The sequence below is a fragment of the Vibrio sp. Vb1554 genome, assembly GCF_033344235.1.
Map to the genome: position 1 here is coordinate 254,615 of NZ_JAWPOJ010000002.1, position 25,706 is coordinate 280,320.

Here is a 25,706-nt window from a genome sequence, read left to right on the forward strand (position 1 = left end):
ATTGCAATCAAAGAATGAGGATCAATCGCTCGTAATCGTGAGCAAACAAGGAGAGAAAATGCTATCCAACACCAATAGAACGGAAATTAAGAAAGGCGCACATAAAGCCGTCTCTGATGTTAGCAAACTGCACGCCATCATAGATGAAAGCCTAATCGCTCATATTGCGATAACCAACGAGTCAGGCCCTGTGGTCATCCCTATGCTGGCATGGCGTGTCGATGATTACGTGTATATCCATGGTGCCAACAACAGTCGACTGTTACGCTCACTCAAACAAGGAGTGCAAACGTGCTTAACCTTTACTTTGTTTGATGGTTGGGTATTGGCTCGAAGTGCGTTTCACCACAGTGCGCATTATCGCAGTGCTGTGGTCTTTGGCCAGTTTGAGGTGGTGGAAGATAACCAAGAGAAAGACAGGTTGCTGAATCACTTTATTGAACAGATCGCTCCGGGGAGAACAGAACAAGCCCGTTTGAGTAATGAAAAAGAACTCAAAGCCACCATGCTACTGCGTATCCCGCTCACGGAGGCATCAGTGAAAATCAGCAATTTTGGCGTCAACGACGATGCGGAAGACATGGACATCCCTGTTTGGGCAGGTGTCCTACCCTACCGAACCGTCGTAGGTCCACTGCAAGCTTGTGACGATTTGTATGAAGGTATCGCAGAGCCAGACTACCGCAGTGCCTACTCTAACCGTTGGCAGGAATAAGCACCGTAAAACGTGCGCCGCCTAAGTGACTCTCGCCGACAGAAAGCTCCCACCCCAGTTGCCGCGCTGCACTGGTAGCGATGGCAAGCCCTAAACCAAAGCCTTTCATGTCGGCGTTGCGGCTTTTGTCTAAGCGCGAAAATGGCATAAATACTTCTTCTCGCATCGCCTCAGGGATGCCCGGACCATCGTCCTCAATATCGATGCTCCAGCAATCCGCTACCGTTCGAATCGTCACCTCAACGCAGGACTCACCATAACGCTTGGCGTTTTGCAGTAAATTATCGAGGACAAGGTTACCCAAAGTAGGCTGAAAGTGAATCAATTGGTTCGCGAGTTTATTTTCTGCTCTCAACATGGCGGACTCTAAGCCTAGGTAATTCATGCGGCTTTTACACCAAAGTGGCAGTTCCATGGTTTCAACAGAATCGATCCATGAGTGGTTTTTCACACTCAAGCGAGACAGCATGACAATGTCGGACGTTAAATCCGTCACGACATCAACGTATCGTTCAATATCGTCATGTAACTCTGCCTGCATTTCACCACTCGTGCGTCGAGCTAAATCCGTCGCTAGCTGAATACGACTCAGCGGAGTGCGCACTTCATGAGGAATAGCTTGAGTAAAGATGTGTGTTTGGCGCACTCGTCTCTCAATCTCTTCAGACATGCAGTTGAAGCCTTGGGCGAGCTCTTTCACGGGTTGCGAAAATTGCTTTAGCTCGACTCGCGTATTCAACTCACCAGAACCAAATTGTTGTTGCGCAGCCGTTAGTTGCCGAATTTGGCGGTCAAGACGTCGTACAGGTATGTAAACCATAATGCCTAAACTGCATACAACAACCAAAAGTAGAGTAAGTATAAATACAATCTCAGAATCTTCATTCCAATCAACGTGTGGGCTAAAGAAATCCGTTTTTTCTTTGAAAACTAAACTCTTCGAAGTGTTAGGCAAAGGGAATACCGCAGCATAGGTACTGCCATCAATAAGATAAACAGGTATCCCTTGCATACGGTACAGCAGATTACAATCTCGACAAGGCGGTGATCCGTCCCAGTTTTCAACCAATGTTAAATCAAAGATAAAGAAATCTTGCTTGCCGTTTTCGGTTAACTTCTTGTAGAGAGAATCCGGAGTGCCTCGTTGCTCAATGTATTGATCGACAAAATAAGCACCGTCACTCAAAAAAACACCGACTTCTGTTTTGCGCATGTACTCTTCCCCCATAAAGAGAAACAAAGCAACAGTCAGCGCAAGGCCAGTAACTAACCCCACATATAGACGAGTAAACAGGGAAAACATGCGTCATTTACCTGTCAGCATATAGCCGTGGTGACGTATGGTCTTAATGGTAGCAGTATGGATATGAGCCTTAGAGAATTTCTTCCTTAGTGAGGATATACGCATATCAATCGAACGATCAGTAATGCAGTATTCAATGCCTCTGGCAAGACGGCAACATGATTCACGAGATACTGGTTTATCGACATTCAGCATCAGGAGCTCTAGAATTTCAAACTCAGAGCTCGTTAAACCAATATCTTTTTGCAAATAAAATGCTTGGGAGCGACGAAGACAAAGACTAATGCCATATCGGCTCAGCTTTTCTTCTTCAACGATATCAACTTGACGACAATAGCGACGCAACGCTGCTTCAATACGGGCGAGAAGGATATTGCCTTTTATCGGTTTGGTAAGGTAATCATCAGCACCGAACTTAAATAAGCTCACCTCGCTCATTTCATCATCGGTCGCAGTCAAAACAATGATAATACCATGATAAAACTTACGCGCCTCTTGGCATATTTCTGCGCCATTTTTTCCTGGTAACATCAAATCTAACAGCACTAGGTCCGGCTTGAGCCCCTTAATCGTTTCTAATGCATTTTGACCGTTATCGATGACAGTTACCGTATATCCTTCGGCTTCGAGGTACATTTTGGTTAATCGAGCAATCTCTGAGTCGTCTTCTACCAGTAAGATTGTATTACCCACCATGAATCATTTACTCCACCAATATGATGGAGGGAGTATATCGCTCGTCCTATACTGCGCAACCTACTTAAATGATAATTTTAATAAAACGCAGGCTTACATACGCTTACAAACCATACATATACGATAATCCTAATCATTCTATACCCCTAAAACCATGCAATAACCTGAGGTTTTATTCATTATCAGAATATAGCTTCACATAGAAAATAAAATTCGGAATAAAAATCCACTATATTTTTAAATATATCGAATAATAGGTCTTACCAAAAAACAATATCAACATATATGACTTAGTTTGCTTATATAGACAGGACTTTATGTTGCTTCTAAGTTTCCTGCTCTAATAAAGTCTACGAGTAACATGAAATGAGATATTCCAAATTAACACCTTTAGCCATATTTTGCGCGATAAGTCTAACTGCTTGTGGCGGCAGTGAATCTAATTCGAAACCATCGACAACGACACCTCCAACACCACCAATGCCAACATTGAGCACTGTCACAATCCCAACTGTCGTTTCTACAGAGTTTCCGGCCAAGTTAAAAGTGGCTGCTGATTCGGGCTTCACCCACTATGTGAAAATCTCCCTTTCCGAAGCAAACAACAACGATACATTTCACATTGTGGCTGTTGATGACGGTGCGAATAATGAAAAAATCTTTCGTGCAGCCAAAATCATCCAACACCTTCTCACAAACCAACCAGACTCTAAGTACGGTGCTGACAAGTCTCGTATCGCTAAGACATTAGCCGAGCGTGATGCCACACTAATGCTGACCGAAAACGACGAACAGAATGATGAGATGTTAACCAAAATCTTTATCAACGAACTGATTCGCCAAGGCAAATTGAACGATGCAGTTACAAGCTCGGGCTTAGCACACTCTTTTGATACTAGTTCTCTAGAAAAGTTTGTTGTAAGCATGATGGTACTTAACGAAGATGATATGGATACACTTGTCACATCTATCGCGTCAACATTAGTAACTAGTAAAGAAACACCAAACTGGCTAAGGAATAGCCAATCTTTAATGTATCGAGAACTGACAGTTGAAGGCGATTGCCATTACATGAGTAATTTTGCCGATTACTGCGCCAATCTTGGTAAAAAAGCCGAACGAGACGCCGCTTTTGAAGAAATTTTACACTTGGTCCAAGCGCAAGGTATTGCACTTAACACGGCGACTGCGGCACTGCAAAATGACATTCAAGCTCATGCGTTAAGCATCTATAACGATATTCAATCGGGCAAACCGACGGTGTGGCGCCCTACTCAGTATGACTGGGACGATTGGAAATCGGACGACTTCGATCCTGAAAGTGTGAAACAAACGGGCCCTTCATATTCTCACGAATATTTTGCTGCCGCTTTTGAAGCTTACATGGGTGTAGCAAAAGCAAACGGACATGGTTTAGATGGCTACCAAGCGTTAACGCGTGAAGAAATGCAAACCCAAGATCCACAAGCCGTTGATTGGATCAGTGGCTTATTCCACGGATACTTGCAATATACCGCGAATATCGACTCTGCGGGCGTCAAGCTCTACACAGAAAAGACAAGTCCAGGCACAGTACCTACCTTCCGTATGGCTCCCAACAAAGACGGTTTGATAGAAGCGTACACCTACAAATCTCAGTGGCTAACAAAAGTGAAGATCATTGGCGGCGACGCGATGAATGTGATCGGTAATGATCAAAACAATACTTTTGAAGGCAACAGCAAAGACAACAGCATTTATGGTGAAGGCGGTATCAACACCTATATAGTGCCACACAAACTGGCGGAATGTACTGTTATCAAAGCAAAGAGCGTTTCTGTTGAGTGCCCGAGTACAGGCACTGACGAGTTGTACGACATTCAGAACATCCAATTCACCGACCAAACCCTAGATGTAACCAAGCTATAAAAAATGAAAAACATGAAGAAACTTATTCTATTCGCTCCCTTGCTCCTTGCTGGTTGTGGTGGCCTAGCCGTCATGGATCGTACTGATGCCGTAAAAGCACAACCAGAAATGCTGATCAAAACCGACGGTGATTTTTGGGGATTCGGTGCGGATGGCCATTTTGATTTTGCTGGTAAGTACAAAGGCAAGTATTCACGCAGTGCTTCTAACTCAAGTTGGTTTAACCGTATCTCTTTCAAAGAAGGTTCAATGGGCGCAGAAGTGATTCGTATCGACAGCGGGGAAACTTGGCTTTTGAACTGCACTGGAGGCGGTATGTCGGTTAACTACATGGGCGTCGATTTTGGTGGGAATGATCCTTACACCTGTGACATTACTCAAGATGGTAAAAAAGTCGGTGAGTTTGCGATGGAGCCAAAATCCGCTCTCATCGACATCAGCTTTGAGAAAAAAGAGACAGGCGTAGTGCGTATTGGTAGCACCCACTTTAATGTAGAAACTGTACATACTAGTCCTGACGCCATGATGGCGGTAGACATTCCATTGGGTTATAGCTTTAAGGAAGGCACACAAGAAATTGCCGCAGTGCAGACGAACGGTACCATTGCGGTACAGATGCTCCCTGAACTTAGCGAACAAAAAAAGGATGTAATTGCCATCGGCGCTGTTGCAAGTGCACTAAGTTGGCGTCCTAAGAAATAGCCACCACATAAAACGACACAAAAAAATAACAAAGCCCTCAACTTTGAGGGCTTTTATTGCTTGTACTCATAGAGATAAGTGGAGCACTACTTCTCTAATCTTCCCGTATACTGCTTGGGCGTTAATCCACGATGTTTCTTAAACATACGATTGAAGCTCGCCACATTGGTGTAACCAAGGCGCGTGGCAATGTCATCAATACTCACGCGCTTACTCAACAAACCAGCTGCAATATTACTCAATACATAGCCAGAAACCGTCGAAAAATTGAGCCCTAATTTATGCAAACGACGTTGAAACTGCTGTTCAGATAAATCAAGCAGAGAAGACACGCGCTCTAACGTTGGCAATCCATAATGGCTGCTGTAGTTCACCACTTCATAAATCACTTTCAACTCGTCTTCTGGATCGGGCATATTAAGCAAATCATCCAAATCGGAAAAACTCATCGCTAGACGGCTGTCTTCTCGATGGCTCACTTGGCGAGAAGCTAGTCGGTCATCTCCCGGGATCCATATCTCTGTTTTTGGCTGACTCCATTCCACCTCGCAGCCGAAATATTCCCGGTATCGCTCAGTATTTTTTCTCGAGCCTGAAACCTTGACACGTAAAGGCTGGTAATCTTTGCCAAGAAATTCGCGTAACACCTTAATCATAAATACCGCACAGCGGATACTATCGTGCACCTTTACTGACGTTTCTATAAACGGGTTGTGGTAAGTCCATTTGATGATTTTACCCGACTGTTCGCCAGCAAAAAACGCCCCTGATTGTAGGTTGCTCACACCATAATTCACTCGCCGAATGGTACTGGCTAAATCATTGCCGGAGAATAACCAGCGTCCCACTGGCCCTAGCTTTTGCAGTTCAATACCTCGGCTGAGACTCAACACCACATCCGGGTCACCACTAGCTTGTTCAACACAACGATACCATTCCGCAACGGCTTTTAGCGGGATCAGTGTCATTGGGTTACGAAACACCGATGCTGGGATCCCTAACTCATCCGAGTCCAAATTGTATTTAGATAACGCGAGGTTATGCATGTTTAGAATGCCCATCGCGCGAATAAACCGAACCGTTTTCATGACCAATTACATCAAATTTAATCCTATAGTGATTGAATCTGTCACAAAGAAAGCCGCAAATCAAATTCAGATCACAATACGCCAACAGTTTGATAGAGGAGTGTTTAATGAGTTTACTGAGTGTCCCATTTGTCGGTACAGGCGCAGATACGGCGTTACATGTTGTCGCTGCTGTCGTTTTAATCGCGAGTGTCGCGGGCGCGTGTTACGGCTTTTGGAAAATCCATGAATTACCTATCAATAAAGCACACAGCAAAGACCATCATCAGATAGGGCTCATCACTGCGCTTACCTGGATAGGGTTTGTCTGGCACTGGGTTTGGGTGCTAGCCGTGATCTTTGCATTCGTTGATATGGAAAAAGCCATCATCAATCTGCGTGATACATGGAAAAGTAAACCGCAAACAGAAACACAGCCAAAAGAGGAAGCATAATGTTAGAAGGTTTAGCGGTATGGGCACTCTTCATCTATCTGTTGCGTTTGGTTGGCATGCCTTGGAACAAAGCAACCAAATCGTTCGCTTATCTTGGCGGCTTGGGTTGGCTAATGTTCGTCTGGGTAGGTTTGATTAACTTCACCCCGATGGATTTATCCGGCGGTTCTGTCGTGCAGTCACCACACATCCAATTGCGTCCAGATTCAACCAATGTAAAAGGTAAAGTTGACCACATTTACATTGAGCCGAATCAGCAAGTTAAAGAAGGTCAGCTCATTTATGAACTTGACCCAACGCAATACAAAATCGCATTAAATCAAGCGAACGTATCCGCTGATTCTGCTCGCGTTGCATTAGCTACAGCAAAAGGCGACATCGAGATTGAAGAAGCTAACCACGAAGCGCTAGTGCAAGATCTAGAAACATCAAAGAGCCAGTTGGAAGCGGCGAAAGTTGACTACAAATTGCAGAAAAAAATGCTAGATCGTTATGTTGAGCAAAACCGAGTGGTGCACAACACCATCACGGAAAGCGATATCGACAAACAATCGAGTGCGGTTGATATGGCACGTCACAACGTGTTGACCCTTGAGTCTCAAATCAAGAAGAAACAAGTCGATATTTCCCGTGCAAAACTGGCGATTCATAAAGCGGAACTTGCAGTTGAAACTAAACAAGCCGAACTGCGCCAAGCTGAAGAGCAAATTGCAAAAGCGCAATGGGATTTGAATAGCACAAAAGTTCATGCCCCAACAGATGGCTTTGTCACCAACTTTATCCTGCGTGAAGGTCAGCGTGTATCAATGATGCCGCGTATCAACATGTACACCAACGAAAAGTACGTACTAATGCGAGTGAACCACCAGGCGATTCGTAACATCAAACCGGGTCAGCCAGCGGAATTCTCTTCGTCCGTTTACCCAGGTAAGATCTTCTCAGCGACCGTCGAAGGCATTGTGGAAGCAACAGGTGAGTCACAAGGTAATCTACTGGGTTTCGATGATTCCGTACGTGTCACCACTGGAAAGAACTTACAGAACAAACACCACTTTGTTCGTCTTAAGATTGATGAGCCAGAAGGCTACGACATCCCTGTTGGCTCTGTTGGCCTCGCATGGGTCAGCGGTGAAAAACCGATAGGCTTCATGGCCTTCTTAGATGTGATTCGCGGGATCATCATCCGAATGAAGTCTCAACTGTACTTCTTCTACTCTATCTAAACTCGCAAACCGCCAGTTACGCTGGCGGTTTTCTTTTCATTTGTATCCAAACATATCCTTTTCCCGTATAACAATTAGTTAGTAAATAGCGGAAAAGATTCATGTCGGCAAAGGAAAGAAGCCTACCTACCCATCGCATCTCAAGATTCAGCAAGTTCGCTTCACTTGCTACCCGTGTCGCAGGCAATGTGATTGCAGAAGGCACGAAGCAGATAGCCAAAGGCAACAAACCAAAAGCGAAAGACCTCTTGCTGACGCCACAGAACATCGCGCGCTTAACTGACCAACTTGCTCACCTGCGTGGCGCTGCAATGAAGCTTGGTCAAATGCTATCAATGGATGCTGGTGATGTTTTAGAACCTGAACTTGCCGATATTCTTTCCCGTCTTCGTTCCAACGCAGACCCAATGCCTGCAAAACAACTCAACGCAGTAATGGAAAGTTCGCTGGGAACGAATTGGAAAGCTGAGTTTCTGTCATTTAACTTCAAACCAATCGCCAGTGCATCAATAGGACAAGTGCACCAAGCCTACAGCGATGCGGGCGATAACCTAGCCGTCAAAGTGCAATATCCGGGCATACGGAAAAGTATCGATAGCGACGTCGATAATGTCGGTACACTGCTCAAGGTCGTTGGGTTGATTCCCGAGTCTGTCGACTACAAAGGATTACTCGAAGAAGCGAAAAAGCAGCTACATGACGAGGCCGATTACGCACGAGAGGCACAATTTGCCATTCGTTATCATGACGCTTTGAAGGAGCACCCTCATTTTGTGGTGCCCAAGATTCATACTGAAAGTTGCTCAGACTCCGTTCTCGCGATGGAATTCATTGATGGTAGCCCGATTGAGCAAATCGAACATTATGATCAGAGTACGCGAGATTTTGTCATGCACAGCCTACTCGAATTACTGTTCAGGGAGCTGTTCGAATTTAAGATGGTACAAACCGACCCAAATTTCGCCAACTACTTATATATCGAAAACACTCGTCAAATCGGCTTGCTAGATTTCGGGGCCACTCGAGAGTACAGCGAGCGGTTCAGCACTGGTTATCGCCAAGCTTTCGCATCTGTCGTTAACAATGACGAACAAGGCTTGAATAATGCGCTTGAACAAATAGGCTTCTTCAGCCAAACCATCCTTCCAGACCAACGCCAAGCGATTCTCGATCTAGTGAAAATGGCATGTGAACCGATGTTAGTTGATGAGCCTTATGACTTTAAAGCCAGCGGCTTAGCACAAAAGCTTCGCGAGGCTGGCACCATTCTAAGCATGGAGCAAGAATACTGGCATACTCCACCAGCAGATGCCCTATTTTTACACAGAAAAATCGGCGGAATGTACTTGCTGGCAGCCCGTATTGGCGCAAAAGTGAACATTCGCCAATTGGTACAGCCATATCTCACCATCAACAGCGAATAGCCTATTGTTTTTCTGTTACTTTCAAGTACCTTGAGCAAGGTTAAGGTGCATAGTTGTGCATCTCAATAACATGCCATACTTCCATAAAACGAATTAACTATCGGGGTACTCGGTGAGCAAGTTTCAAGATCTCTCCACTCTAATCCAGCAAATTGGCCAAGCCGAAGAAGCGGATCAAGTCGCAACGCTCAATGAATCTATTGAAGCGGGCCTCGAGCCCGGCGCGGTTGCCCTGATTCTAGAAGCATTTCCAATCGACGATCGTGTTCGCTTATGGCGAGCTTTACCACTAGAGCTACATATCGACGTGTTAACGGAAATGCGTGCGGACGTACGTTTCTCTATCATCAATGCGTTATCTGAAGTCGAGCTAAAGCTCACTCTCGCTAAACTCGACAACTTGTCGCTCATCGAATGGGCCGATTCGTTGCCAGAGTCGATCATCAACGAAGCGCTCTCGTTGATAGAAAAAGATGAGTTGGAACTTTACGATCAAGCAAACGAGTATGCTGATGAAGAACTCGGCCACTGGGCTGAACGTAAGATCATCACCCTGCCCTTCAATATTACGATTGGGACAGCTAAGCAGTTAATGGAGCGCTATAGCTACGACACGCCTCAACAGGTGTATCTGATTAATCGTAATAAACAGTATCGTGGAACGGTCAACTACTTCGATATCTTACGTGGTGACCCCGATACTCGCTTAAAAACACTCGTTATTGAGGCTGTGACGGTTCTAGACAGTAAAATGATGCTTCCTGAAGCGGTAGAGGCATTAGAACACAGCACACTGCCCGCTCTCCCTGTAACTGATGCAGACCAAACACTGATCGGTGAAGTCGATTGGCAGTTTGCATTGAGTACACAGCGTGAAATCTACGAAGCACGTTTGATGGCCGGTACAGGTATGGATGAAGGCGATGACTTGTTTGCGCCAGTATTAAAAAGCTCGCAAAAGCGCGGGGTTTGGTTAGGCATCAATTTGCTTACTGCTATTTTGGCGTCTGTCACTATCGGACTGTTTGAAGATGTAATTGCTCAGGTAGTGGCTTTGGCGGTGCTCATGCCAATTGTTGCATCCATGGGGGGCATTGCTGGCAGCCAAACGCTCACTCTAATGATTCGTGCGATGGCGCTTAATCAGATCACCCCAGGTAACCGCTTCAAGCTTTTGAAAAATGAGTTGGGTATTGGCTCTCTGAACGGCATTGCTTGGGCGTTAATCATCGGCGGGCTCGCCGGATTGTGGTTTCAATCTCCGGTTCTAGGGGGAACCATCGCGCTGGCCATTATCGTCAATATTATTACCGCAGCTTTATTTGGTGTGCTGATTCCCATTATTCTGGATAAGTTTAAATTGGACCCCGCTTTGGCTGGCTCGGTGATTCTAACAACAGTGACAGATGTCGTTGGTTTTTTCGCCTTTTTAGGAACGGCGAGTTTAGTCATGCTTTAAAAGGTTCATTGTTTATTAATCAATCATTAGCATAATAGAGTCAAATTGCATAACGCAGTTGCAAATTGCAAACACACTCAAACTTTAAGCAACGCATGTCACAGAAACTGCGTATTTTAGGGCATATTAAAGTTGGCACAGTAACTGCATTATATAAATCGACCCTTCTTAAGCCGAGGGTCACCTAGCCAACTGACGTTGTTAGTGAACTTGATTTTGTTCACATGTATATAAGCCAATCGCACTCTTTGCGGTTGGCTATTTTTTTATGTGGCTATTGCCCTCTTATCCTCTGACCGAGCTCGGTTGTACTTTTCTTGCCCACAACAGATTGTTTACTGTTTATAAAATTCAAATATTCGCCCAATAAACCATTAGAAATGTCAGCTTCAACAAAAATAAACCACCTACATAAAATAAAACCAAGAAAACATACCCAAGAAAAGAACAAATACCGTCCAAACCAAAAACCTCATCATGAAAACGTTTTCTTTTCATAGAAATCGACTGAACAATTCAGAGTTATAGATAAATTCAATCCATAAAAACAAATAGCAATTCAAAACATTAACTTCACATAGAAAATCTGTCTATAAATCATATAAAACACGTAAAACCAAACTTTTCAATTTTAGAATTTAAAAATCAAACCATTGTTATTAAAAGAAAAAATACACAACAAAAATCAAGCAAACGTTTAAATTGCAATTTTATCATTGACTATTAAATTTACATCACGATAATACGCGCCGTTTGCCTGAAATCAGGTGCTATAATTTAATGTTTCAATGTGCGGAGGTAATAATGGCTGGAGACAATAATTACAGTCTTGGACCAGTTCCCAACACGGCCAGAAAAGGCGTGGCATCACTTACAATGGTGATGTTAGGACTCACTTTTTTCTCCGCAAGTATGTGGACTGGGGGTTCTCTCGGTACTGGGCTCTCCTTTAATGATTTTTTCCTCGCTGTTCTCATCGGTAACCTAATCCTCGGTATTTACACTTCTTTCCTCGGTTACATCGGCGCTTCTACTGGTCTCTCTACTCACCTTCTTGCTCGTTTCTCTTTTGGTTCTAAAGGCTCTTGGCTTCCTTCCGCTCTTCTTGGTGGTACTCAAGTCGGGTGGTTTGGAGTTGGTGTCGCGATGTTTGCGATTCCGGTGCATAAAGCAACGGGCATCGATACCAACACGTTGATCCTTGTATCCGGTTTGCTCATGACCGCGACCGTTTACTTTGGCATCTCCGCACTGATGGTGTTGTCAGCAATTGCCGTTCCTGCCATTGCGCTACTTGGCGGCTACTCTGTCATCGAGGCAGTAAATAGCGTTGGTGGTATTGGCGAACTACAACAAGTTCAACCAACCGAGCCACTCGATTTTTCAATAGCTCTCGCGATGGTTGTCGGCTCTTTTGTCAGTGCTGGTACATTAACGGCGGATTTCGTACGCTTTGGTAAAAAGCCGCGCAGCGCCGTGATGATCACCATGGTGGCATTTTTCATCGGTAACTCGTTAATGTTTATCTTTGGCGCGGCAGGTGCGTCGGTGACGGGTCAATCAGACATTTCTGAAGTGATGATCGCGCAAGGTCTTCTTATTCCAGCTATCATCGTTCTTGGCTTGAACATCTGGACGACCAACGACAACGCGCTCTACGCATCGGGTCTTGGATTTTCCAACATCACAGGCTTACCAAGTAAATACATCTCAATGGCGAACGGTCTTGTTGGCACACTTTGCGCTCTCTGGCTCTACAATAACTTTGTTGGCTGGCTGACCTTCTTATCTTTGGCAATTCCACCGATTGGCGGTGTGATCATCGCTGACTTCTTCACGAACCGTAAACGCTACGCAAACTTTGAAGCCGCCCAATTCCAAAACGTTAACTGGGCTGGCATTATCGCTGTCGTGATTGGCGTTGGTGCGGGACACTTCCTGCCTGGCGTAGTGCCGATTAACGCTGTACTTGGCGGCGCAATTAGCTTCCTGATTCTTAATCCTATTCTCAACAAAAAAGCACTGGCTACACAGCCAGCGTAAGGAACCATCATGACAACACTACTGATCAAAAACGTAACGCTAAAAGGACAAGAAGGTCTGCAGCAAATTTTGATTGAAGATGGTCAATTCAAGCGCATTGAAAGCAACGATGTGGAGCTTAGTCATAACGGTGACATCATCGATGCTGAAGGCGGTATGGCGGTTGCGCCTTTCTGCGAGCCACACATTCACTTAGATACAACTCAAACCGCAGGTGAGCCAAGCTGGAACATCTCTGGCACATTGTTTGAGGGTATTGAACGTTGGGCTGAGCGCAAAGAAATGCTGTCGATTGAAGACGTGAAAGCGCGCGCAAAACAAACCTTAAAATGGCAGATAGCAAACGGCGTACAACACGTTCGTACCCACGTCGATGTTTCAGACCCTACCCTAATTGCCCTAAAAGCGATGGTAGAAGTGCGTGAAGAGATGAAAGAATGGGTAGATATCCAAATCGTCGCCTTCCCGCAGGAAGGAATTCTCTCTTACCCAAATGGCAAAGAGCTGCTAGAAGAAGCCGTCAAATTAGGTGCGGACGTGATTGGCGCGATTCCACACTTTGAATTCACACGCGAATATGGCATTGAATCGCTGCACTACGTATTCGAGTTAGCGAAAAAATACGACCGCCTAATCGACGTGCATTGTGATGAAATCGATGACGAACAATCTCGCTTCGTTGAAACACTGGCAGCATTAGCGCACAAGTTTGATATGGGGAATAAAGTCACCGCCAGTCACACCACAGCGATGGGTTCCTACAACGGTGCATACGCATCTCGCCTGTTCCGTTTATTACGCATGTCCGGTATCAACTTTGTGGCAAACCCTCTGGTGAACATTCACTTACAAGGCCGTTTTGATGATTACCCAAAACGTCGCGGCGTAACACGAGTGAAAGAGATGCTGAATGCCAACATCAACGTCTGCTTTGGACACGATGATGTATTTGACCCTTGGTATCCACTAGGCACTGCAAACATGCTGCAAGTGCTGCATATGGGTCTGCACGTGTGTCAGGTGATGGGTTACGACCAAATCAACAACTCACTGGATCTGATCAGCACCAATTCAGCACGTACACTGAACATTCAAGACAAGCACGGCATTGAAGAAGGCAAACCAGGTAGTTTACTGATTCTTCCCGCAGAAAATGGTTTTGACGCAGTACGTCGCCAAGTGCCGGTTCGTTACTCTGTTCGTCACGGTAAAGTTATTGCAGAAACACAGCCTGCAACAACTCATATTCATCTTGAACAAGCAGAGCAAGTAACGTTCAAAAGCTAAAAAGATCGGCGAAACTAAAAAGGCCTGACGACATCGTCAGGCCTTTTTTCTACTGGTAAACATCACTGCTCGCTCTGTCTATTCTTGTCTCATAAACCACTGAACACATTGAAAGGCCATATAAAACGGCTCAGTACCAAACGTTGCACAAGGTTCTGGTGGCTGAATCTCAATTACACCATCGCACTTGGAAATTATTCTAAGCGTTGGGCATACTTCTGACTTCATTTTAGTTGTAGATATGAACCATGACGTCATTAAACCAGATAGAACCGCAATTTTTGGAATTTATGCAGCAAGAGATGCAAGTAGATGCAGCTCATGATCTTAAACACGTAAAACGCGTGGTCAAAACAGCGAAACAGCTCTGCAAAGAAGAAAATGCAGACATCGCGATTGTATTACCGGCTGCCTATTTGCATGATTGCTTTACTTACCCGAAAGATCACCCAAATCGCAAAGAGAGCTCAATCATCGCAGCCAAAAAAGCGGTCGCATTTTTAGAGAGTATCGATTATCCGCAGCAATATCATGATGCCATTGCTCATGCGATAGAGGCACACAGCTTTAGCGCAAACATCAGGCCAAATACGTTAGAAGCCAAAATCGTCCAAGATGCCGACCGTCTGGACGCTTTAGGCGCAATTGGCGTGACGCGATGCATTCAAGTCAGCACTCAATTTAACGCGCAACTTTACAACGACAGCGATATATTTGCCGAAGAACGTGAACTTAACGATAAACAATTCACTCTGGATCACTTTCAGACCAAGTTATTCAAAATCGCCGAAACTATGAACACAGAGTCAGCAAGACGCGAAGCGCAAAAACGCAAAACCTTTATGCAAACGTACCTAGAGCAGTTACACGACGAGGTAACAGCGTAAATGTCAGAAAGCTATACGTTAATTAAAGAGCTTAAACGCCAACTAAAGTTAGCTGGGCTGCATTATGCGGATGTTGCACAACACCTTGATTTAAGTGAAGGAAGCGTCAAACGTTTACTCGCTGAAGGTCAACACATTAGTCTTGAACGCTTAGAACGCATTTGCCAATTGATTGGTTTAGAAATGGCGGACCTGTTTAAGCTTGCGGCTGCGCACAATAAAGGTCTAGAGTCGCTAACGTTAGAGCAAGAAAAGCAGTTGGTTGATGATAAAGCCCTGCTACTCGTGGCAATCTGTGTTGTAAATGGCTATCAGTTTGAACAAATCGTTCAGCAATATACCTTCAATGAGTTGGAACTGGTGCAAAAGCTTGCTCATTTGGATCGGCTGAACATCATCGACTTGCAGCCAAATAACAAAATTCGTTTGCGTATATCTCCGACATTTAAGTGGCAGATGGGCGGCCCTATTCAACGGTTCTTCCAACAGCAAGTTCAAGACGCCTTTTTCCAAAGCTACTTTTCTGGTGAAGATGAAAAGTTCTCCATGGCAACAGGATTGATGAGTGTACCAACCAACAAGAAGCTACAACAGAAACTGCAAAAGGTCATCGATGAGTTTTATCAGGCTTGCCAAAATGATAGCTCTCTCGATATGGACGAAAAACACGGCACCTCTCTGATTATTGCGATGCGTCGCTGGACGTTCCCTTTGTTTGAACCATGGGAAAGAAAACTCCCCAACAAGTCTCGCAGTTAGTAACTCAATAAACAAATGGAAATAAAAGTAACGAATTTTGTTACTTTTGGTGGCGTACAACGTCACTTGAAAGAGAAAGCTGGTTTAATCGTTCATTGAGCATAAAGTGCTCCCATCTCATTCGACTTTGTTTAATCGGGGCCCGTATGTTTTTCTCAAAACGCTTTTTTCCTTACTTTGTGACGCAATGCCTTGGCGCACTCAATGACAACATCTACAAAAACGTTCTGTTATTGATGGTCACATACAGCCAAATTGATAACCTACCAATATCCGTCAATCTATTCGTTAATTTGGCGGCAGGCTTATTCATCCTACCTTTCTTTCTATTCTCAGCGCATGCTGGTGCCGTCGCTGACAGCATGGACAAAGTCAAATTAATCCGACGTCTAAAGCTCATCGAGCTGGCTATCATGTCTTGCGCAGCAACCGCTATTGCCACCCAAAGTGCCATGCTGATGCTGGTTCTGCTGTTTATGACAGGCACTCAATCGGCCTATTTTGGCCCCGTGAAATACGCCTTACTACCACAAGCGCTCAAACCAAATGAGCTTGTTAAAGGAAATGCTTGGGTTGAAATGGGCACGTTCCTTTCGATTCTTATAGGTACGCTTAGTGCAGGCCTGCTGCTATCCATTCCTAATGGTACCTTGATTGCTTCTTGTGTAGTGATTGCCTTGTCTTTGCTTGGGTTCATGAGCAGCGTGAATATTCCAGCGATGCCTAGCCAATCGAATGACAAAGCGAAATTTGAGCCGATTTCTGGTTTTAAGAACACGTTAAAAGTGGCAAAAAAGCAGAGAGGCATCTGGATGTCTATTCTTGCCATCAGTTGGTTCTGGTTCATGGGTGCGACTTACCTAACTCAATTCCCTAACTTCGCACGCGAACATTTGTTTGCAGACAGTACTGTCGTTTCTTTACTGTTGGCATTGTTTTCCATTGGTATCGCGACAGGCTCTTGGTTGTGTGAAAAGCTCTCTTTCAACCACGTTGAGCTTGGTATTTTGCCATTCGGTATCCTTGGACTGACAGTGTTTGGCGTCGACTTGCTATGGGCAGTCCCGAGTTATCCATCGCTTCCGGTGCACTTTTATGATGTGCAAAGCTTCGTTGCTGAATCCAAACATCTGCGCGTCATGATTGACCTGTTCCTTGTTGGTGTAAGCGGCGGTGTCTTTATTGTTCCTCTTTATGCGTTCATCCAATCGCGTTCAAACAAAGGGGAATGTGCACGTGCCATTGCTGCTAACAACATCATGAATGCATTGTTTATGGTGGTGTCTGCTTTGGTTTCGATCGTTGTACTCAGCGTACTAGAGCTTTCTATTGTGGAACTGTTTGCCATGATGGCAATAGGTAACTTCTTCGTGGCAGTCTATGTCTATCGTCAAGTACCGGAATTCACACAACGCTTTATCAGTTATTTACTCAGCCATTGTATGTATCGTGTGTCTGTAAAGGGGCGTCAACATATTCCTGAACAAGGTGCTGTGTTAATCGTGGCTAACCATGTTAGCTATGTCGATGCGTTGATTTTGATGGGAACCTCTACTCGCCCGGTTCGTTTTGTGATGGACAAGTCCATCAGCGAGCTACCTGTTCTTAAATATGTATTCCGTCATGCCGGTGTTATCCCGATCTGTTCTCCACGTAAGTGTGCCGACACTTACCGACGAGCATTTGAGGAGATTGAACAAGCACTTTACGACGGTGAGGTTGTCTGTATCTTCCCTGAGGGTCGTTTAACGTCTAACGGTCAATTGGGTGAGTTTCGCCCTGGTGTAGAGAAAATCCTTGAACGTAACCCTGTTCCTGTCATCCCTATGGCGTTAAAAGGGCTTTGGGGTTCTTTTTTCAGCCACAAAGGCGGACATGCTCTCACAAAACGACCGACTCGTTTTTGGTCAAAAGTGGATGTTGTTATCGGTGAAGTGTTAAGTCCTGCGTCTTTAAATCGTCATCAATTGCAACAACAAGTACAGGATTTACTGGGCTGAGTCGCTTGCTACAGCAGTCAAACTTTGCAGCAAAACGTAAATATGCACCACAAAGCACAAGTAGTTTCTTGTCAATTAGAGTAGGATACCTACGACGTCATAAATCTAGGAGGTATTATGAAAATCATCATCTTACATGGTCTTTATATGCATGGGCTGGTCATGCAGCCTCTTAGCCAAAAGCTGAGAAAACTCGGATACGAAACGCAAGTACTCAGCTATAACACTGTTGCTATCGATGAGTCTTCACTGTTTGATTCTATTGATCATTCGCTTAATCCACTGACCACAAACGTGCTCGTGGGACACAGCTTGGGAGGCTTGATGATTAAGCGCTATCTCGCCAACAGAAAACCGAGTACTAACTTAATCTCTCATGTTGTCGCTATCGGTTCGCCTCTTAAAGGCGCGTCCATTGTAGGTCGAATTCAAGATCTCGGATTGGGTGCAATTTTAGGCAATTCGCCACACCACGGATTAAACAAACATGATGACGCCTGGGATTTCCCTCAAAAACTCGGCAGTATCGCAGGAACGATGCCGATTGGCGCTCGCCCATTGTTGATCCGTAATGACAACACCATGTCGGACGGTACCGTTACCGTAGAAGAGACAAGACTGGACGGTATGCAAGATCATATCGAAGTGAAGCAAACGCATACGAGCCTGATTTACAACACCTTCGTGCCGCAGCAGATTGATCACTTTATTCGCACAGATTATTTCCGTCGATAGCACACTTTTCCATCATACAGATGGAATCGACTTTCCAAGCTATTCAGTTCGCAGTACTATCCTAGCTCCACTTCTTCACAACTTGGATGAAGTGGTACATTTTTAATTGTTCTCAGGGCGGGGCGAAATTCCCCACCGGCGGTATACTTTTTCAAGTGAGCCCGCGAGCGCTCGATTCGTCGAGGTCAGCAGATCTGGTGAGATGCCAGAGCCGACGGTTATAGTCCGGATGAAAGAGAATAAGAATACACCAGCATAGCGAGTCAGATCGCTAAGAATGCTGGTGCACTTCTTTTTGATCGTATTTTACGGCGATCTCTCATACCGCCCTGATTCTGGTGAAATTTAGGAGTTAACCATGAATCAGTCATCACTACTTGCCGAATTCGGCGACCCAATTACTCGCGTTGAAAACGCACTTATCGCTTTAAAAGAAGGCCGTGGCGTACTGCTTCTTGATGATGAAGATCGCGAAAACGAAGGCGATATCATTTATTCAGTCGAGCACCTCACTAACGAGCAAATGGCATTGATGATCCGCGAATGTAGCGGCATCGTTTGTTTGTGCTTAACAGATGCTCAAGCAGACAAACTGGAACTGCCTCCAATGGTGGTAAACAACAACAGCGCAAACCAAACCGCATTTACGGTTTCTATTGAAGCGAAAGTTGGTGTAACAACGGGTGTTTCAGCAGCAGACCGCGTAACGACCATTAAAACGGCGGCAAACCCGCACGCAAAACCGGAAGATCTTGCTCGCCCGGGTCACGTATTCCCTCTGCGCGCACGTCCAGGTGGTGTAATGACTCGCCGTGGTCACACAGAAGGTACGATTGATCTGATGCAAATGGCAGGGCTTCAACCCGCTGGCGTACTGTGTGAAGTGACCAATCCAGATGGCACGATGGCAAAGGCACCGGAGATCGTAGCATTCGGTCGCCTGCACAACATGCCGGTACTGACGATTGAAGACATGGTAATGTACCTGAACCAGTTCGAGTTGAAACTGGCATAGTCAGATCTCAGCTCTTGAAAAAGCCGCGCATTTGTGCGGCTTTTTTGATCGATCCTCTTTGCACTTAAGTAATTATACTTATTGAAAACAAGGGGAACAACACCATGAAAGGATTACTGAACTTCGCCGCTCTCGTTAGCTTTCTCTCCATGAATTCGCTTGCTCTTGCATCTGAGTGCCCTGATATTCTTCAAGGTAAGCAAAGGTTGTTAAACTCAACGGAAGAAGTCGATCTATGCGAAAGCTTTAAGGGAAAGACACTACTAATCGTCAATACAGCAAGCCAGTGCGGCTTCACTCCTCAGTTCGAACAGTTAGAAACCCTCTATCAAACTTACAAAGACCAAAACTTCACCGTTATCGGTTTCCCGAGCAATGACTTTCGACAAGATAGAGGAAGCGAAACAAACACAGCGAAAGTCTGTTATCTCGATTACGGGGTCACCTTTCCAATGATGGCTCGCTCTTCAGTATTAGGTGTAGATGCGAACCCAGTCTTCAACCAAATTACCAACCAAGCAGGCATAAAACCAAAATGGAACTTCTACAAGTTTCTAATTAGCTCTGAAGGTAAAGTTATTGCGACTTTTCCAAGCTCCACATCACCGACAAGTACTACGCTTACCAATATGATAGAGCAACAATTGTAAGGTGACGACCATGACAACACGCTCAACCATGCTACAACTCGGTTACTTAGGCCTGGTTCCATTTGTGTTTAGTTTAGGGCTGATTTTCACTGACATCTCACTCTTCAATTTAAGTGGTCAGCAATTTTTCATCGCATATAGCGCCGTTATATTAAGTTTTTTATCCGGCATCCTTTGGGGTAATGGCATTGAGCATTACTACCACCGCCTTAGCCGAAATATATTAATTCTCAGCAACCTTTTTGTCTTACTAGCTTGGGGCGCACTACTGCAGGGCCACAAACATTACGCAGTCGCAACCCTACTCTTAGCAATTGGGTACCTTGCTGTTTGGTATGCAGAAAAGCTCGTGAGGAAAGTCGAACAAGACGCCGAGCCCAAGGGATATCAAGGAATGAGGAGCAAACTGACCTTCGGCGTAATCGTAATGCACGGATTGGCCTTAGTTTCATAACCTGGTCTGTCCAGTACTAAGATCACAAAAAAAACGTCTTTTTATAAAACAATGTTCATTTCGTGAATGCACACATATTTTGAACACTGTTTTGTTTCATTTATGAATCAATCCACATATAAGTAATTCAAAGCATTCACAAAGGATATGAATATGTTTTTTCGCAAACTTTTGTTTAGCACTGCGATGATCAATGCAACGACAGGTTGCGTGTCTTACCAGGCACAACAAGCCGCCGCTCAAACAGTAAATAATACAGGTGCCGTGCTTACCAATGTGATTAAAACCACGATTGCTCAGCCATGTAATGTTGCAATCACTGCTGCTAGCTTGTTTTATCCGCATGCCATATTTATGACTAGTGTTCCGACTCAAGCATGTACAAGCGTTCTTAGATAATACGAGTGTGATAAGCATAAAAAATGGCGACTCTACCGTCGCCATTTTTAAGCATCAATGCTATTTACAGTTACAGCGTCAATAAGTAATTAACTAATTGATTGTACTCGTCGTAAGTACGAATTTCGTTGGCCAAAACAATGTATTTATTGTTCACAACCACACCCGGAACCCCTCTTAACGTGCTGGCAGAGAATTGCTTATCAAAACCTTTCTGCATTGAGTTTACGGCGAAACTGTTGTACGCCGCATCAAACTTCTTACCTTCTACGCCATTATCAACGAAGAGTTGTTTCAGCTCAGCTTCGTCTTTTGGCGCTTGTCGCTTTTGATGAATTTGGGCAAACATGGCAGGAATCATTGTATCTTCAACTCCTAGCGACACCATCGTCGCGTAGGACTTGGCCATCGGAATCGCCATATCTCCGCCCATGAACCCCACATGCACCTTTTCAAACTTTGCCTCTTTTGGCAGAGCAGGTTTTAAACGCTCAATAAGCGACTCAAACTTGTAGCAATGTGGGCAATAAAAAGAAAAGAATTCCGTCACAACAGGTTTCGATGCTTTCTTTACATCCAGAACTTTGTAGTGCTTCCCTTCTTCAAATTGCGCTGCATGAGCGGTAAAAGTCAGTAAAAGTGCACTACATAAGGCAAGTAGTTTTTTCATTGTTTATTTCCTTGTGGCATTCAAATGCCAAATCATTTCATTTGGTAAAAAGGGGTAAACCCCAAGTAATTTGAGATGAGGAATTAAACAATCGGAGGACGATAAAGCTTGGTGATCACTGTCACTACTTTTTCGACTAGAGGCCTACCAACCAAGGCAAGGCTATAAGGAAGAAGCAGTAAGTCGTTTTGAGATAAGTTGGCGGGAATTTTGACCATGCAGGAAGAGCTACAACTCGTGTGAGATTGTTGTGCCTTATTGATGGCTGACTCATCGTGATGTGATTCTACGCAGTCGTCATTGACGCCAAGTTGTTTGTGCAGAGCAGCCTGTTGAACAATAAGATCGCGTACTTCAATTGTTTTCATCGGAGCGGAAGCCTGCGCCACAGGAGCGACACTACTCAAAAGCATAGCAACTAAGCAAACTATCGCAGTCAACAATGTACGGTTCAACTTCAACATAGCTACATCAAGGAAAATGGTGATTTAAGATAATACATGATAACGGTTTGACTTCAAGATACGGACTCTCGGCTCGCTAACAAACTCTGTTCTTTGACCATTTTAGGCTAGTGAATTTTCTCTCTAACGATCCCTCAGTACACGAAACCAGCACAACGAACTATTCACCGTTCGGATACTCCCCTCATCAGATACCAGCAACAATTCGATAAAACTTGAAATCATTATGAAACACGAGTAATAGTTAGAACAGTTTTTGTACGAACAAGGAAAGATCAATGCTTAAAAAGAGATTCTTTAAGACAAAAGATGAAGTCGAAGTCACGTTCGAGCTAGATAAAGATCAGTGGGACTCTGTCCAAATTGCTGGAGACTTCAACAACTGGCAACCAGAACCGATGAAATTAGTGAAGAAAAGTCGTCAGTTTAAATTTAAAACCCGCTTACCTAAAGCGCAGAATGTTCAGTTCCGTTACTTGCTCGATGACGCAAAGTGGGAAAATGATCCACAAGCTGATGCTTACGTTCCAAATGCATTTGGCAGCGATAACAGCGTCGTATGTACCACCGAATAAGCGGTAATTTCGCTTTAAGATTCCATACCTAGGCGCAAACGTTGCGCCTTTTTACATCTCTCGAAATGTGATTGGTGATTAGATTTAAATCATTAATTGGCAATTTTATCCAGTTAACTCATCCGATAACCTTATTATGAGAAAGCTTTATTTGAAATAATTCGTAAATTTGTTTAAGTTCCATTGATATTAAATATTGTATACATCACTTAAATGAACGCACAACAAATCAAACCATCTCTAATCATTGTGGAAGACGATCCCAAATTACAAACTATGTTGGGAGAGTATTTTGTTGAACAAGGTTTTCAGGTCAAATGTATCGACAATGGGACGGACGCACCCAATGCGATTATTGACACACAACCAGACGTGGTGCTGTTAGATTTGATGCTACCCGGGCAAGATGGTCTGAGTGTATGTCGTCAAATCCGAGAATGCTACAAAGGCAAAGTGTTGATGCTGACAGCAAGTGATGATGACTTCGATCATGTCGCCGCATTAGAAATAGGCGCAGATGACTTTGTTACTAAACCCATCAAACCTCGCGTATTGCTGGCTCGTATTCGCATGCTATTAAGAAGAAAAGAGGCGGCGCCTACCGAGTCCGAAAACGGCCTACAAATTGGTGTTCTGTGTTTAAACCGATTGCGTAAATCGTGCGTAATGAACCAAGAAGAAATTGCGCTGACAGACGGCGAGTTCGATTTGTTGTGGGTTCTTGCAACGCATGCTGAAAAAACACTATCACGCGAGTGGCTGACCAAAACACTGCGTGGTATTGAATACGATGGAACAGACCGCACCATTGATAATCGCATAGTGACACTGAGAAAGAAGCTAGGCGATGCTTCTTGCTCACCACAAAAAATCATTACCGTTCGCGGCAAAGGCTACCTATTTATGCCTGATGCATGGAATGAATAATGAGACGGATTTATCTGGAAAGCTTTGTTGGCCTTATCATTCTGTTTATGGCTAGCTTGTGGGGATACGAGTTCTTAGTTTATGAGATCAACACAGATTATGACTACCTATTACAAGAGCATGAGGGGCAAGCTTTTCACGATCTGATCTACCCTATCTATAAAGAACACGGATTAGAATATACTCAACAACAGTTGGAACAATTTGCCACATCAAGCCATCGTTTGTTGGTGCCTCATACGCTTGAAGAGCTTCCAACAGACATCAAAAAGGCGTTTGAAAGTGATACCTCCGTTAACGTCGCTTACGATGAAGAAAGGGATATCTGGTTCCGCCTAGATGCGAGCACGCCTATCTTTAAAATGAGCGATAATCCGAATAGTCCTGTGGTTAAAGCAGCCAACTTTGATGACAATATCGTTTGGTTGTTCTTTTTAGCTGGATTTGCTCTGTATTGCATATTGTTGATCTGGTTCTTAAGCCGTCGGATTCGAGAGCTAGAGAGAGTGACCGTTGAGTTTGCCTCAGGTAACTTCAAGGCTCGAGCTAGTACCTCAAGCGCTAAGTCTGTTGGGACGTTAAACAAAAGCTTTAACACGATGGCCGATAAAGTATCTCGCTTGATCACTAGCAATAAAATGCTAACTAACGCCGTTGCACATGAATTGCGTACCCCAATCTTCCGCTTACAATGGCAAGCAGATTTGTTATCGGATTCAACCTTAACTGAACAACAGAAAAAGTATGTTTACAGTATCGTCGAAGACATTGACGAGATGGAAGAAATGGTTGAAGAATTGCTTTACTACGCAAAGATGGAGCGTCCTGACACAGCATTACAAACTCAAGAAGAAGTCGTCCTATTCAACTTAGTCAAAGAGTTACGACAGAGATGGCAAAAAGAGACTACGCTCGCTATCTCGCTTCAAGAAGTAAACTCAGAAAACGTTCTTGCGTTTGCTGACCCAAAATTGTTAAAGCGAGCCTTAGATAACTTGCTGCGCAATGCAATGCGGTACGCAGATAAGCAGATTTTAGTAGAGATAAAACACGATCAGCACCGCTGCTTCATCAATGTTCATGATGATGGCATAGGTATTGAAGAAAAGCATTGGCCTCATCTATTCGAACCATTTTACAGCGCGGATGAATCTCGCAACAAAAAGACGAGCGGGTTTGGGCTCGGTTTGGCGATTGTCAGACAGATAATGGAGCTTCAACGTGGAGAAGTTTCGATTTGCCATAGCCCACTTGGAGGAGCTTGCTTCACACTTAGCCTCAAAAAATCAGACAGTTAACTTAACCTTCCTACCCCGTTTACAGAAGACGACACTTCAATACACTCAAGCGACAGAGCCCAACAATAAAACAGTGTACATTTAATCCATAAGATTCACACACTAAATGGATAGTACTCATGTATAAATCTTTTATCCTGATTATGGCGCTTACTTCTACGCTTACAGCTTGCGCCTACAACCAAAAACCTGTCGTCGACATGACCAATGTTGACCCTAGTACATATGAACAAGACTTTCTTTACTGCCAAGGCTATGCAGAAAATGTCGACAAATCAGAGGCAGCGAAATCTGAAGCCACTAATGGGGCAGTTACAGGCGCATTGATCGGCGCAGCTGCTGGTGCGCTAGAAGACGGATTAGGTGGAGCGGCTGTCGGTGCTGCTGCCGGCGGAGCTGTAGGAGCTGGAGCTGGTGCTTTGAGTGGAACAAATGATTCAACCAAAACCCAATCTCTCGTATTGCGTAAATGTCTCCAGCACAAAGGCTATACCGTCTACGATCTTGATTAAATAAGCACTTTTCTTAAATTATCGCGCGATGGATTCTATTCACAAATGTTTCACGCTGTAACGATTAATCTCGTTACCT

Annotated in this window: 26 protein-coding genes and 1 riboswitch; of the genes, 21 read left to right on the plus strand and 5 right to left on the minus strand. The window is 44.4% G+C overall.

Annotation, left to right across the window (positions count from 1 at the left end):
• Positions 1-58: 58 nt before the first annotated feature.
• Positions 59-715: a pyridoxamine 5'-phosphate oxidase family protein gene (locus R8N28_RS03030; RefSeq protein WP_065275177.1), complete on the plus strand. Its 657-nt coding sequence runs from the start codon at positions 59-61 to the stop codon at positions 713-715.
• Here R8N28_RS03030 and R8N28_RS03035 read toward each other — a convergent pair.
• Together R8N28_RS03035 and R8N28_RS03040 are read right to left on the minus strand one after the other, a co-directional pair.
• Positions 696-2,018, minus strand: a complete 1,323-nt coding sequence (locus R8N28_RS03035) for an ATP-binding protein (protein WP_005373622.1) — start codon at positions 2,016-2,018, stop codon at positions 696-698. The two genes, R8N28_RS03030 and R8N28_RS03035, sit on opposite strands and share 20 nt — an antisense overlap.
• A 3-nt stretch (positions 2,019-2,021) precedes the next feature.
• Complete coding sequence (locus R8N28_RS03040) at positions 2,022-2,714, minus strand: response regulator transcription factor (protein ID WP_005373624.1); 693 nt, start codon at positions 2,712-2,714, stop codon at positions 2,022-2,024.
• A 366-nt stretch (positions 2,715-3,080) separates the two neighbouring features.
• On the opposite strand from R8N28_RS03040, the gene R8N28_RS03045 reads away from it, so the two are divergent.
• Together R8N28_RS03045 and R8N28_RS03050 are read left to right on the plus strand one after the other, a co-directional pair.
• Complete coding sequence (locus tag R8N28_RS03045; protein WP_262635370.1) at positions 3,081-4,622, plus strand: hypothetical protein; 1,542 nt, start codon at positions 3,081-3,083, stop codon at positions 4,620-4,622.
• A gap of 12 nt (positions 4,623-4,634) precedes the next feature.
• Positions 4,635-5,324, plus strand: coding sequence for a hypothetical protein (locus tag R8N28_RS03050; RefSeq protein ID WP_065275176.1), 690 nt, complete (start codon positions 4,635-4,637; stop codon positions 5,322-5,324).
• Positions 5,325-5,410: 86 nt separating this feature from the next.
• On the opposite strand, the gene R8N28_RS03055 is transcribed toward R8N28_RS03050, so the two are convergent.
• Positions 5,411-6,412, minus strand: coding sequence for an AraC family transcriptional regulator (locus R8N28_RS03055; protein ID WP_053304538.1), 1,002 nt, complete (start codon positions 6,410-6,412; stop codon positions 5,411-5,413).
• Between the two features lie 107 nt (positions 6,413-6,519).
• On the opposite strand from R8N28_RS03055, the gene R8N28_RS03060 reads away from it, so the two are divergent.
• The 14 genes from R8N28_RS03060 to R8N28_RS03125 all read left to right on the plus strand — a co-directional run bounded on the left by R8N28_RS03060 (position 6,520) and on the right by R8N28_RS03125 (position 21,181).
• Positions 6,520-6,846 carry an MFS transporter gene (locus R8N28_RS03060; RefSeq protein ID WP_017635162.1) on the plus strand — a complete coding sequence of 109 codons (327 nt, stop codon included), beginning with the start codon at positions 6,520-6,522 and terminating at the stop codon, positions 6,844-6,846.
• The gene (locus R8N28_RS03065) at positions 6,846-8,069 is read left to right on the plus strand and encodes an HlyD family secretion protein (protein WP_054577755.1); all 1,224 of its coding nucleotides are present in this window, start codon (positions 6,846-6,848) and stop codon (positions 8,067-8,069) included. The genes R8N28_RS03060 and R8N28_RS03065 overlap by 1 nt, the downstream gene beginning before the upstream one ends.
• 101 nt (positions 8,070-8,170) lie before the next feature.
• Positions 8,171-9,493, plus strand: coding sequence for an ABC1 kinase family protein (locus tag R8N28_RS03070; protein WP_017635160.1), 1,323 nt, complete (start codon positions 8,171-8,173; stop codon positions 9,491-9,493).
• 112 nt (positions 9,494-9,605) lie between these two features.
• Positions 9,606-10,952, plus strand: coding sequence for a magnesium transporter (locus tag R8N28_RS03075; RefSeq protein WP_005373641.1), 1,347 nt, complete (start codon positions 9,606-9,608; stop codon positions 10,950-10,952).
• 804 nt (positions 10,953-11,756) lie between these two features.
• A complete protein-coding gene (gene codB, locus R8N28_RS03080; protein ID WP_047101164.1) occupies positions 11,757-12,995 on the plus strand; it encodes a cytosine permease in 1,239 nt (412 codons plus the stop codon).
• 9 nt (positions 12,996-13,004) lie between these two features.
• Positions 13,005-14,282, plus strand: a complete 1,278-nt coding sequence (locus tag R8N28_RS03085; protein WP_065275175.1) for a cytosine deaminase — start codon at positions 13,005-13,007, stop codon at positions 14,280-14,282.
• A gap of 248 nt (positions 14,283-14,530) precedes the next feature.
• Entirely contained in the window at positions 14,531-15,169 is a 639-nt protein-coding gene (locus R8N28_RS03090; protein ID WP_065275174.1) for an HD domain-containing protein, read from the plus strand.
• Complete coding sequence (locus R8N28_RS03095) at positions 15,170-15,928, plus strand: helix-turn-helix domain-containing protein (protein WP_054574577.1); 759 nt, start codon at positions 15,170-15,172, stop codon at positions 15,926-15,928.
• A gap of 146 nt (positions 15,929-16,074) precedes the next feature.
• Positions 16,075-17,928, plus strand: a complete 1,854-nt coding sequence (locus tag R8N28_RS03100; RefSeq protein WP_262635371.1) for an MFS transporter — start codon at positions 16,075-16,077, stop codon at positions 17,926-17,928.
• Positions 17,929-18,045: 117 nt separating this feature from the next.
• Positions 18,046-18,663: a hypothetical protein gene (locus R8N28_RS03105; protein ID WP_005373653.1), complete on the plus strand. Its 618-nt coding sequence runs from the start codon at positions 18,046-18,048 to the stop codon at positions 18,661-18,663.
• A 104-nt stretch (positions 18,664-18,767) separates the two neighbouring features.
• Positions 18,768-18,908, plus strand: a riboswitch (FMN riboswitch).
• 113 nt (positions 18,909-19,021) lie between these two features.
• Positions 19,022-19,678: a 3,4-dihydroxy-2-butanone-4-phosphate synthase gene (ribB, locus tag R8N28_RS03110; RefSeq protein ID WP_005373655.1), complete on the plus strand. Its 657-nt coding sequence runs from the start codon at positions 19,022-19,024 to the stop codon at positions 19,676-19,678.
• Between the two features lie 104 nt (positions 19,679-19,782).
• Complete coding sequence (locus tag R8N28_RS03115) at positions 19,783-20,328, plus strand: glutathione peroxidase (protein WP_005373657.1); 546 nt, start codon at positions 19,783-19,785, stop codon at positions 20,326-20,328.
• A gap of 10 nt (positions 20,329-20,338) precedes the next feature.
• Positions 20,339-20,782, plus strand: coding sequence for a DUF3429 domain-containing protein (locus R8N28_RS03120; RefSeq protein ID WP_005396352.1), 444 nt, complete (start codon positions 20,339-20,341; stop codon positions 20,780-20,782).
• 153 nt (positions 20,783-20,935) lie between these two features.
• The gene (locus R8N28_RS03125) at positions 20,936-21,181 is read left to right on the plus strand and encodes a hypothetical protein (RefSeq protein ID WP_005373664.1); all 246 of its coding nucleotides are present in this window, start codon (positions 20,936-20,938) and stop codon (positions 21,179-21,181) included.
• 70 nt (positions 21,182-21,251) lie between these two features.
• Here the strand turns inward: R8N28_RS03125 and R8N28_RS03130 are convergent, their stop codons facing one another.
• Complete coding sequence (locus tag R8N28_RS03130) at positions 21,252-21,851, minus strand: thiol:disulfide interchange protein DsbA/DsbL (RefSeq protein WP_005373667.1); 600 nt, start codon at positions 21,849-21,851, stop codon at positions 21,252-21,254.
• A gap of 83 nt (positions 21,852-21,934) precedes the next feature.
• A complete protein-coding gene (locus tag R8N28_RS03135) occupies positions 21,935-22,315 on the minus strand; it encodes a hypothetical protein (protein ID WP_065275172.1) in 381 nt (126 codons plus the stop codon).
• A gap of 278 nt (positions 22,316-22,593) precedes the next feature.
• On the opposite strand from R8N28_RS03135, the gene R8N28_RS03140 reads away from it, so the two are divergent.
• From R8N28_RS03140 to R8N28_RS03155, 4 genes are all read left to right on the plus strand, one after another.
• Positions 22,594-22,890 (plus strand): isoamylase early set domain-containing protein, encoded by a 297-nt coding sequence (locus R8N28_RS03140; protein ID WP_005373671.1) that lies wholly within the window; start codon positions 22,594-22,596, stop codon positions 22,888-22,890.
• 213 nt (positions 22,891-23,103) lie between these two features.
• Positions 23,104-23,817 (plus strand): response regulator, encoded by a 714-nt coding sequence (locus R8N28_RS03145; RefSeq protein ID WP_005373673.1) that lies wholly within the window; start codon positions 23,104-23,106, stop codon positions 23,815-23,817.
• Complete coding sequence (locus tag R8N28_RS03150; protein WP_005373675.1) at positions 23,817-25,115, plus strand: ATP-binding protein; 1,299 nt, start codon at positions 23,817-23,819, stop codon at positions 25,113-25,115. The genes R8N28_RS03145 and R8N28_RS03150 overlap by 1 nt, the downstream gene beginning before the upstream one ends.
• Positions 25,116-25,234: 119 nt before the next feature.
• On the plus strand, positions 25,235-25,627 hold the full coding sequence (locus tag R8N28_RS03155) for a hypothetical protein (protein WP_005385575.1): 393 nt from the start codon (positions 25,235-25,237) through the stop codon (positions 25,625-25,627).
• Positions 25,628-25,706 lie beyond the last annotated feature (79 nt).

Excerpts from the sequence above, each read along its gene's own strand:
- R8N28_RS03135 (WP_065275172.1), bottom strand. The coding sequence starts at position 22,315 with ATGTTGAAGTTGAACCGTACATTGTTGACTGCGATAGTTTGCTTAGTT.
- R8N28_RS03070 (WP_017635160.1), top strand. The coding sequence starts at position 8,171 with ATGTCGGCAAAGGAAAGAAGCCTACCTACCCATCGCATCTCAAGATTC.
- R8N28_RS03045 (WP_262635370.1), top strand. The coding sequence starts at position 3,081 with ATGAGATATTCCAAATTAACACCTTTAGCCATATTTTGCGCGATAAGT.
- R8N28_RS03050 (WP_065275176.1), top strand. The coding sequence starts at position 4,635 with ATGAAGAAACTTATTCTATTCGCTCCCTTGCTCCTTGCTGGTTGTGGT.
- R8N28_RS03115 (WP_005373657.1), top strand. The coding sequence starts at position 19,783 with ATGAAAGGATTACTGAACTTCGCCGCTCTCGTTAGCTTTCTCTCCATG.
- R8N28_RS03085 (WP_065275175.1), top strand. The coding sequence starts at position 13,005 with ATGACAACACTACTGATCAAAAACGTAACGCTAAAAGGACAAGAAGGT.
- R8N28_RS03130 (WP_005373667.1), bottom strand. The coding sequence starts at position 21,851 with ATGAAAAAACTACTTGCCTTATGTAGTGCACTTTTACTGACTTTTACC.
- R8N28_RS03055 (WP_053304538.1), bottom strand. The coding sequence starts at position 6,412 with ATGAAAACGGTTCGGTTTATTCGCGCGATGGGCATTCTAAACATGCAT.
- codB (WP_047101164.1), top strand. The coding sequence starts at position 11,757 with ATGGCTGGAGACAATAATTACAGTCTTGGACCAGTTCCCAACACGGCC.
- R8N28_RS03120 (WP_005396352.1), top strand. The coding sequence starts at position 20,339 with ATGACAACACGCTCAACCATGCTACAACTCGGTTACTTAGGCCTGGTT.
- R8N28_RS03125 (WP_005373664.1), top strand. The coding sequence starts at position 20,936 with ATGTTTTTTCGCAAACTTTTGTTTAGCACTGCGATGATCAATGCAACG.
- R8N28_RS03155 (WP_005385575.1), top strand. The coding sequence starts at position 25,235 with ATGTATAAATCTTTTATCCTGATTATGGCGCTTACTTCTACGCTTACA.
- R8N28_RS03030 (WP_065275177.1), top strand. The coding sequence starts at position 59 with ATGCTATCCAACACCAATAGAACGGAAATTAAGAAAGGCGCACATAAA.
- R8N28_RS03065 (WP_054577755.1), top strand. The coding sequence starts at position 6,846 with ATGTTAGAAGGTTTAGCGGTATGGGCACTCTTCATCTATCTGTTGCGT.
- R8N28_RS03035 (WP_005373622.1), bottom strand. The coding sequence starts at position 2,018 with ATGTTTTCCCTGTTTACTCGTCTATATGTGGGGTTAGTTACTGGCCTT.
- R8N28_RS03145 (WP_005373673.1), top strand. The coding sequence starts at position 23,104 with ATGAACGCACAACAAATCAAACCATCTCTAATCATTGTGGAAGACGAT.
- R8N28_RS03095 (WP_054574577.1), top strand. The coding sequence starts at position 15,170 with ATGTCAGAAAGCTATACGTTAATTAAAGAGCTTAAACGCCAACTAAAG.
- R8N28_RS03060 (WP_017635162.1), top strand. The coding sequence starts at position 6,520 with ATGAGTTTACTGAGTGTCCCATTTGTCGGTACAGGCGCAGATACGGCG.
- R8N28_RS03100 (WP_262635371.1), top strand. The coding sequence starts at position 16,075 with ATGTTTTTCTCAAAACGCTTTTTTCCTTACTTTGTGACGCAATGCCTT.
- R8N28_RS03040 (WP_005373624.1), bottom strand. The coding sequence starts at position 2,714 with ATGGTGGGTAATACAATCTTACTGGTAGAAGACGACTCAGAGATTGCT.
- R8N28_RS03090 (WP_065275174.1), top strand. The coding sequence starts at position 14,531 with ATGACGTCATTAAACCAGATAGAACCGCAATTTTTGGAATTTATGCAG.
- R8N28_RS03150 (WP_005373675.1), top strand. The coding sequence starts at position 23,817 with ATGAGACGGATTTATCTGGAAAGCTTTGTTGGCCTTATCATTCTGTTT.
- ribB (WP_005373655.1), top strand. The coding sequence starts at position 19,022 with ATGAATCAGTCATCACTACTTGCCGAATTCGGCGACCCAATTACTCGC.
- R8N28_RS03105 (WP_005373653.1), top strand. The coding sequence starts at position 18,046 with ATGAAAATCATCATCTTACATGGTCTTTATATGCATGGGCTGGTCATG.
- R8N28_RS03140 (WP_005373671.1), top strand. The coding sequence starts at position 22,594 with ATGCTTAAAAAGAGATTCTTTAAGACAAAAGATGAAGTCGAAGTCACG.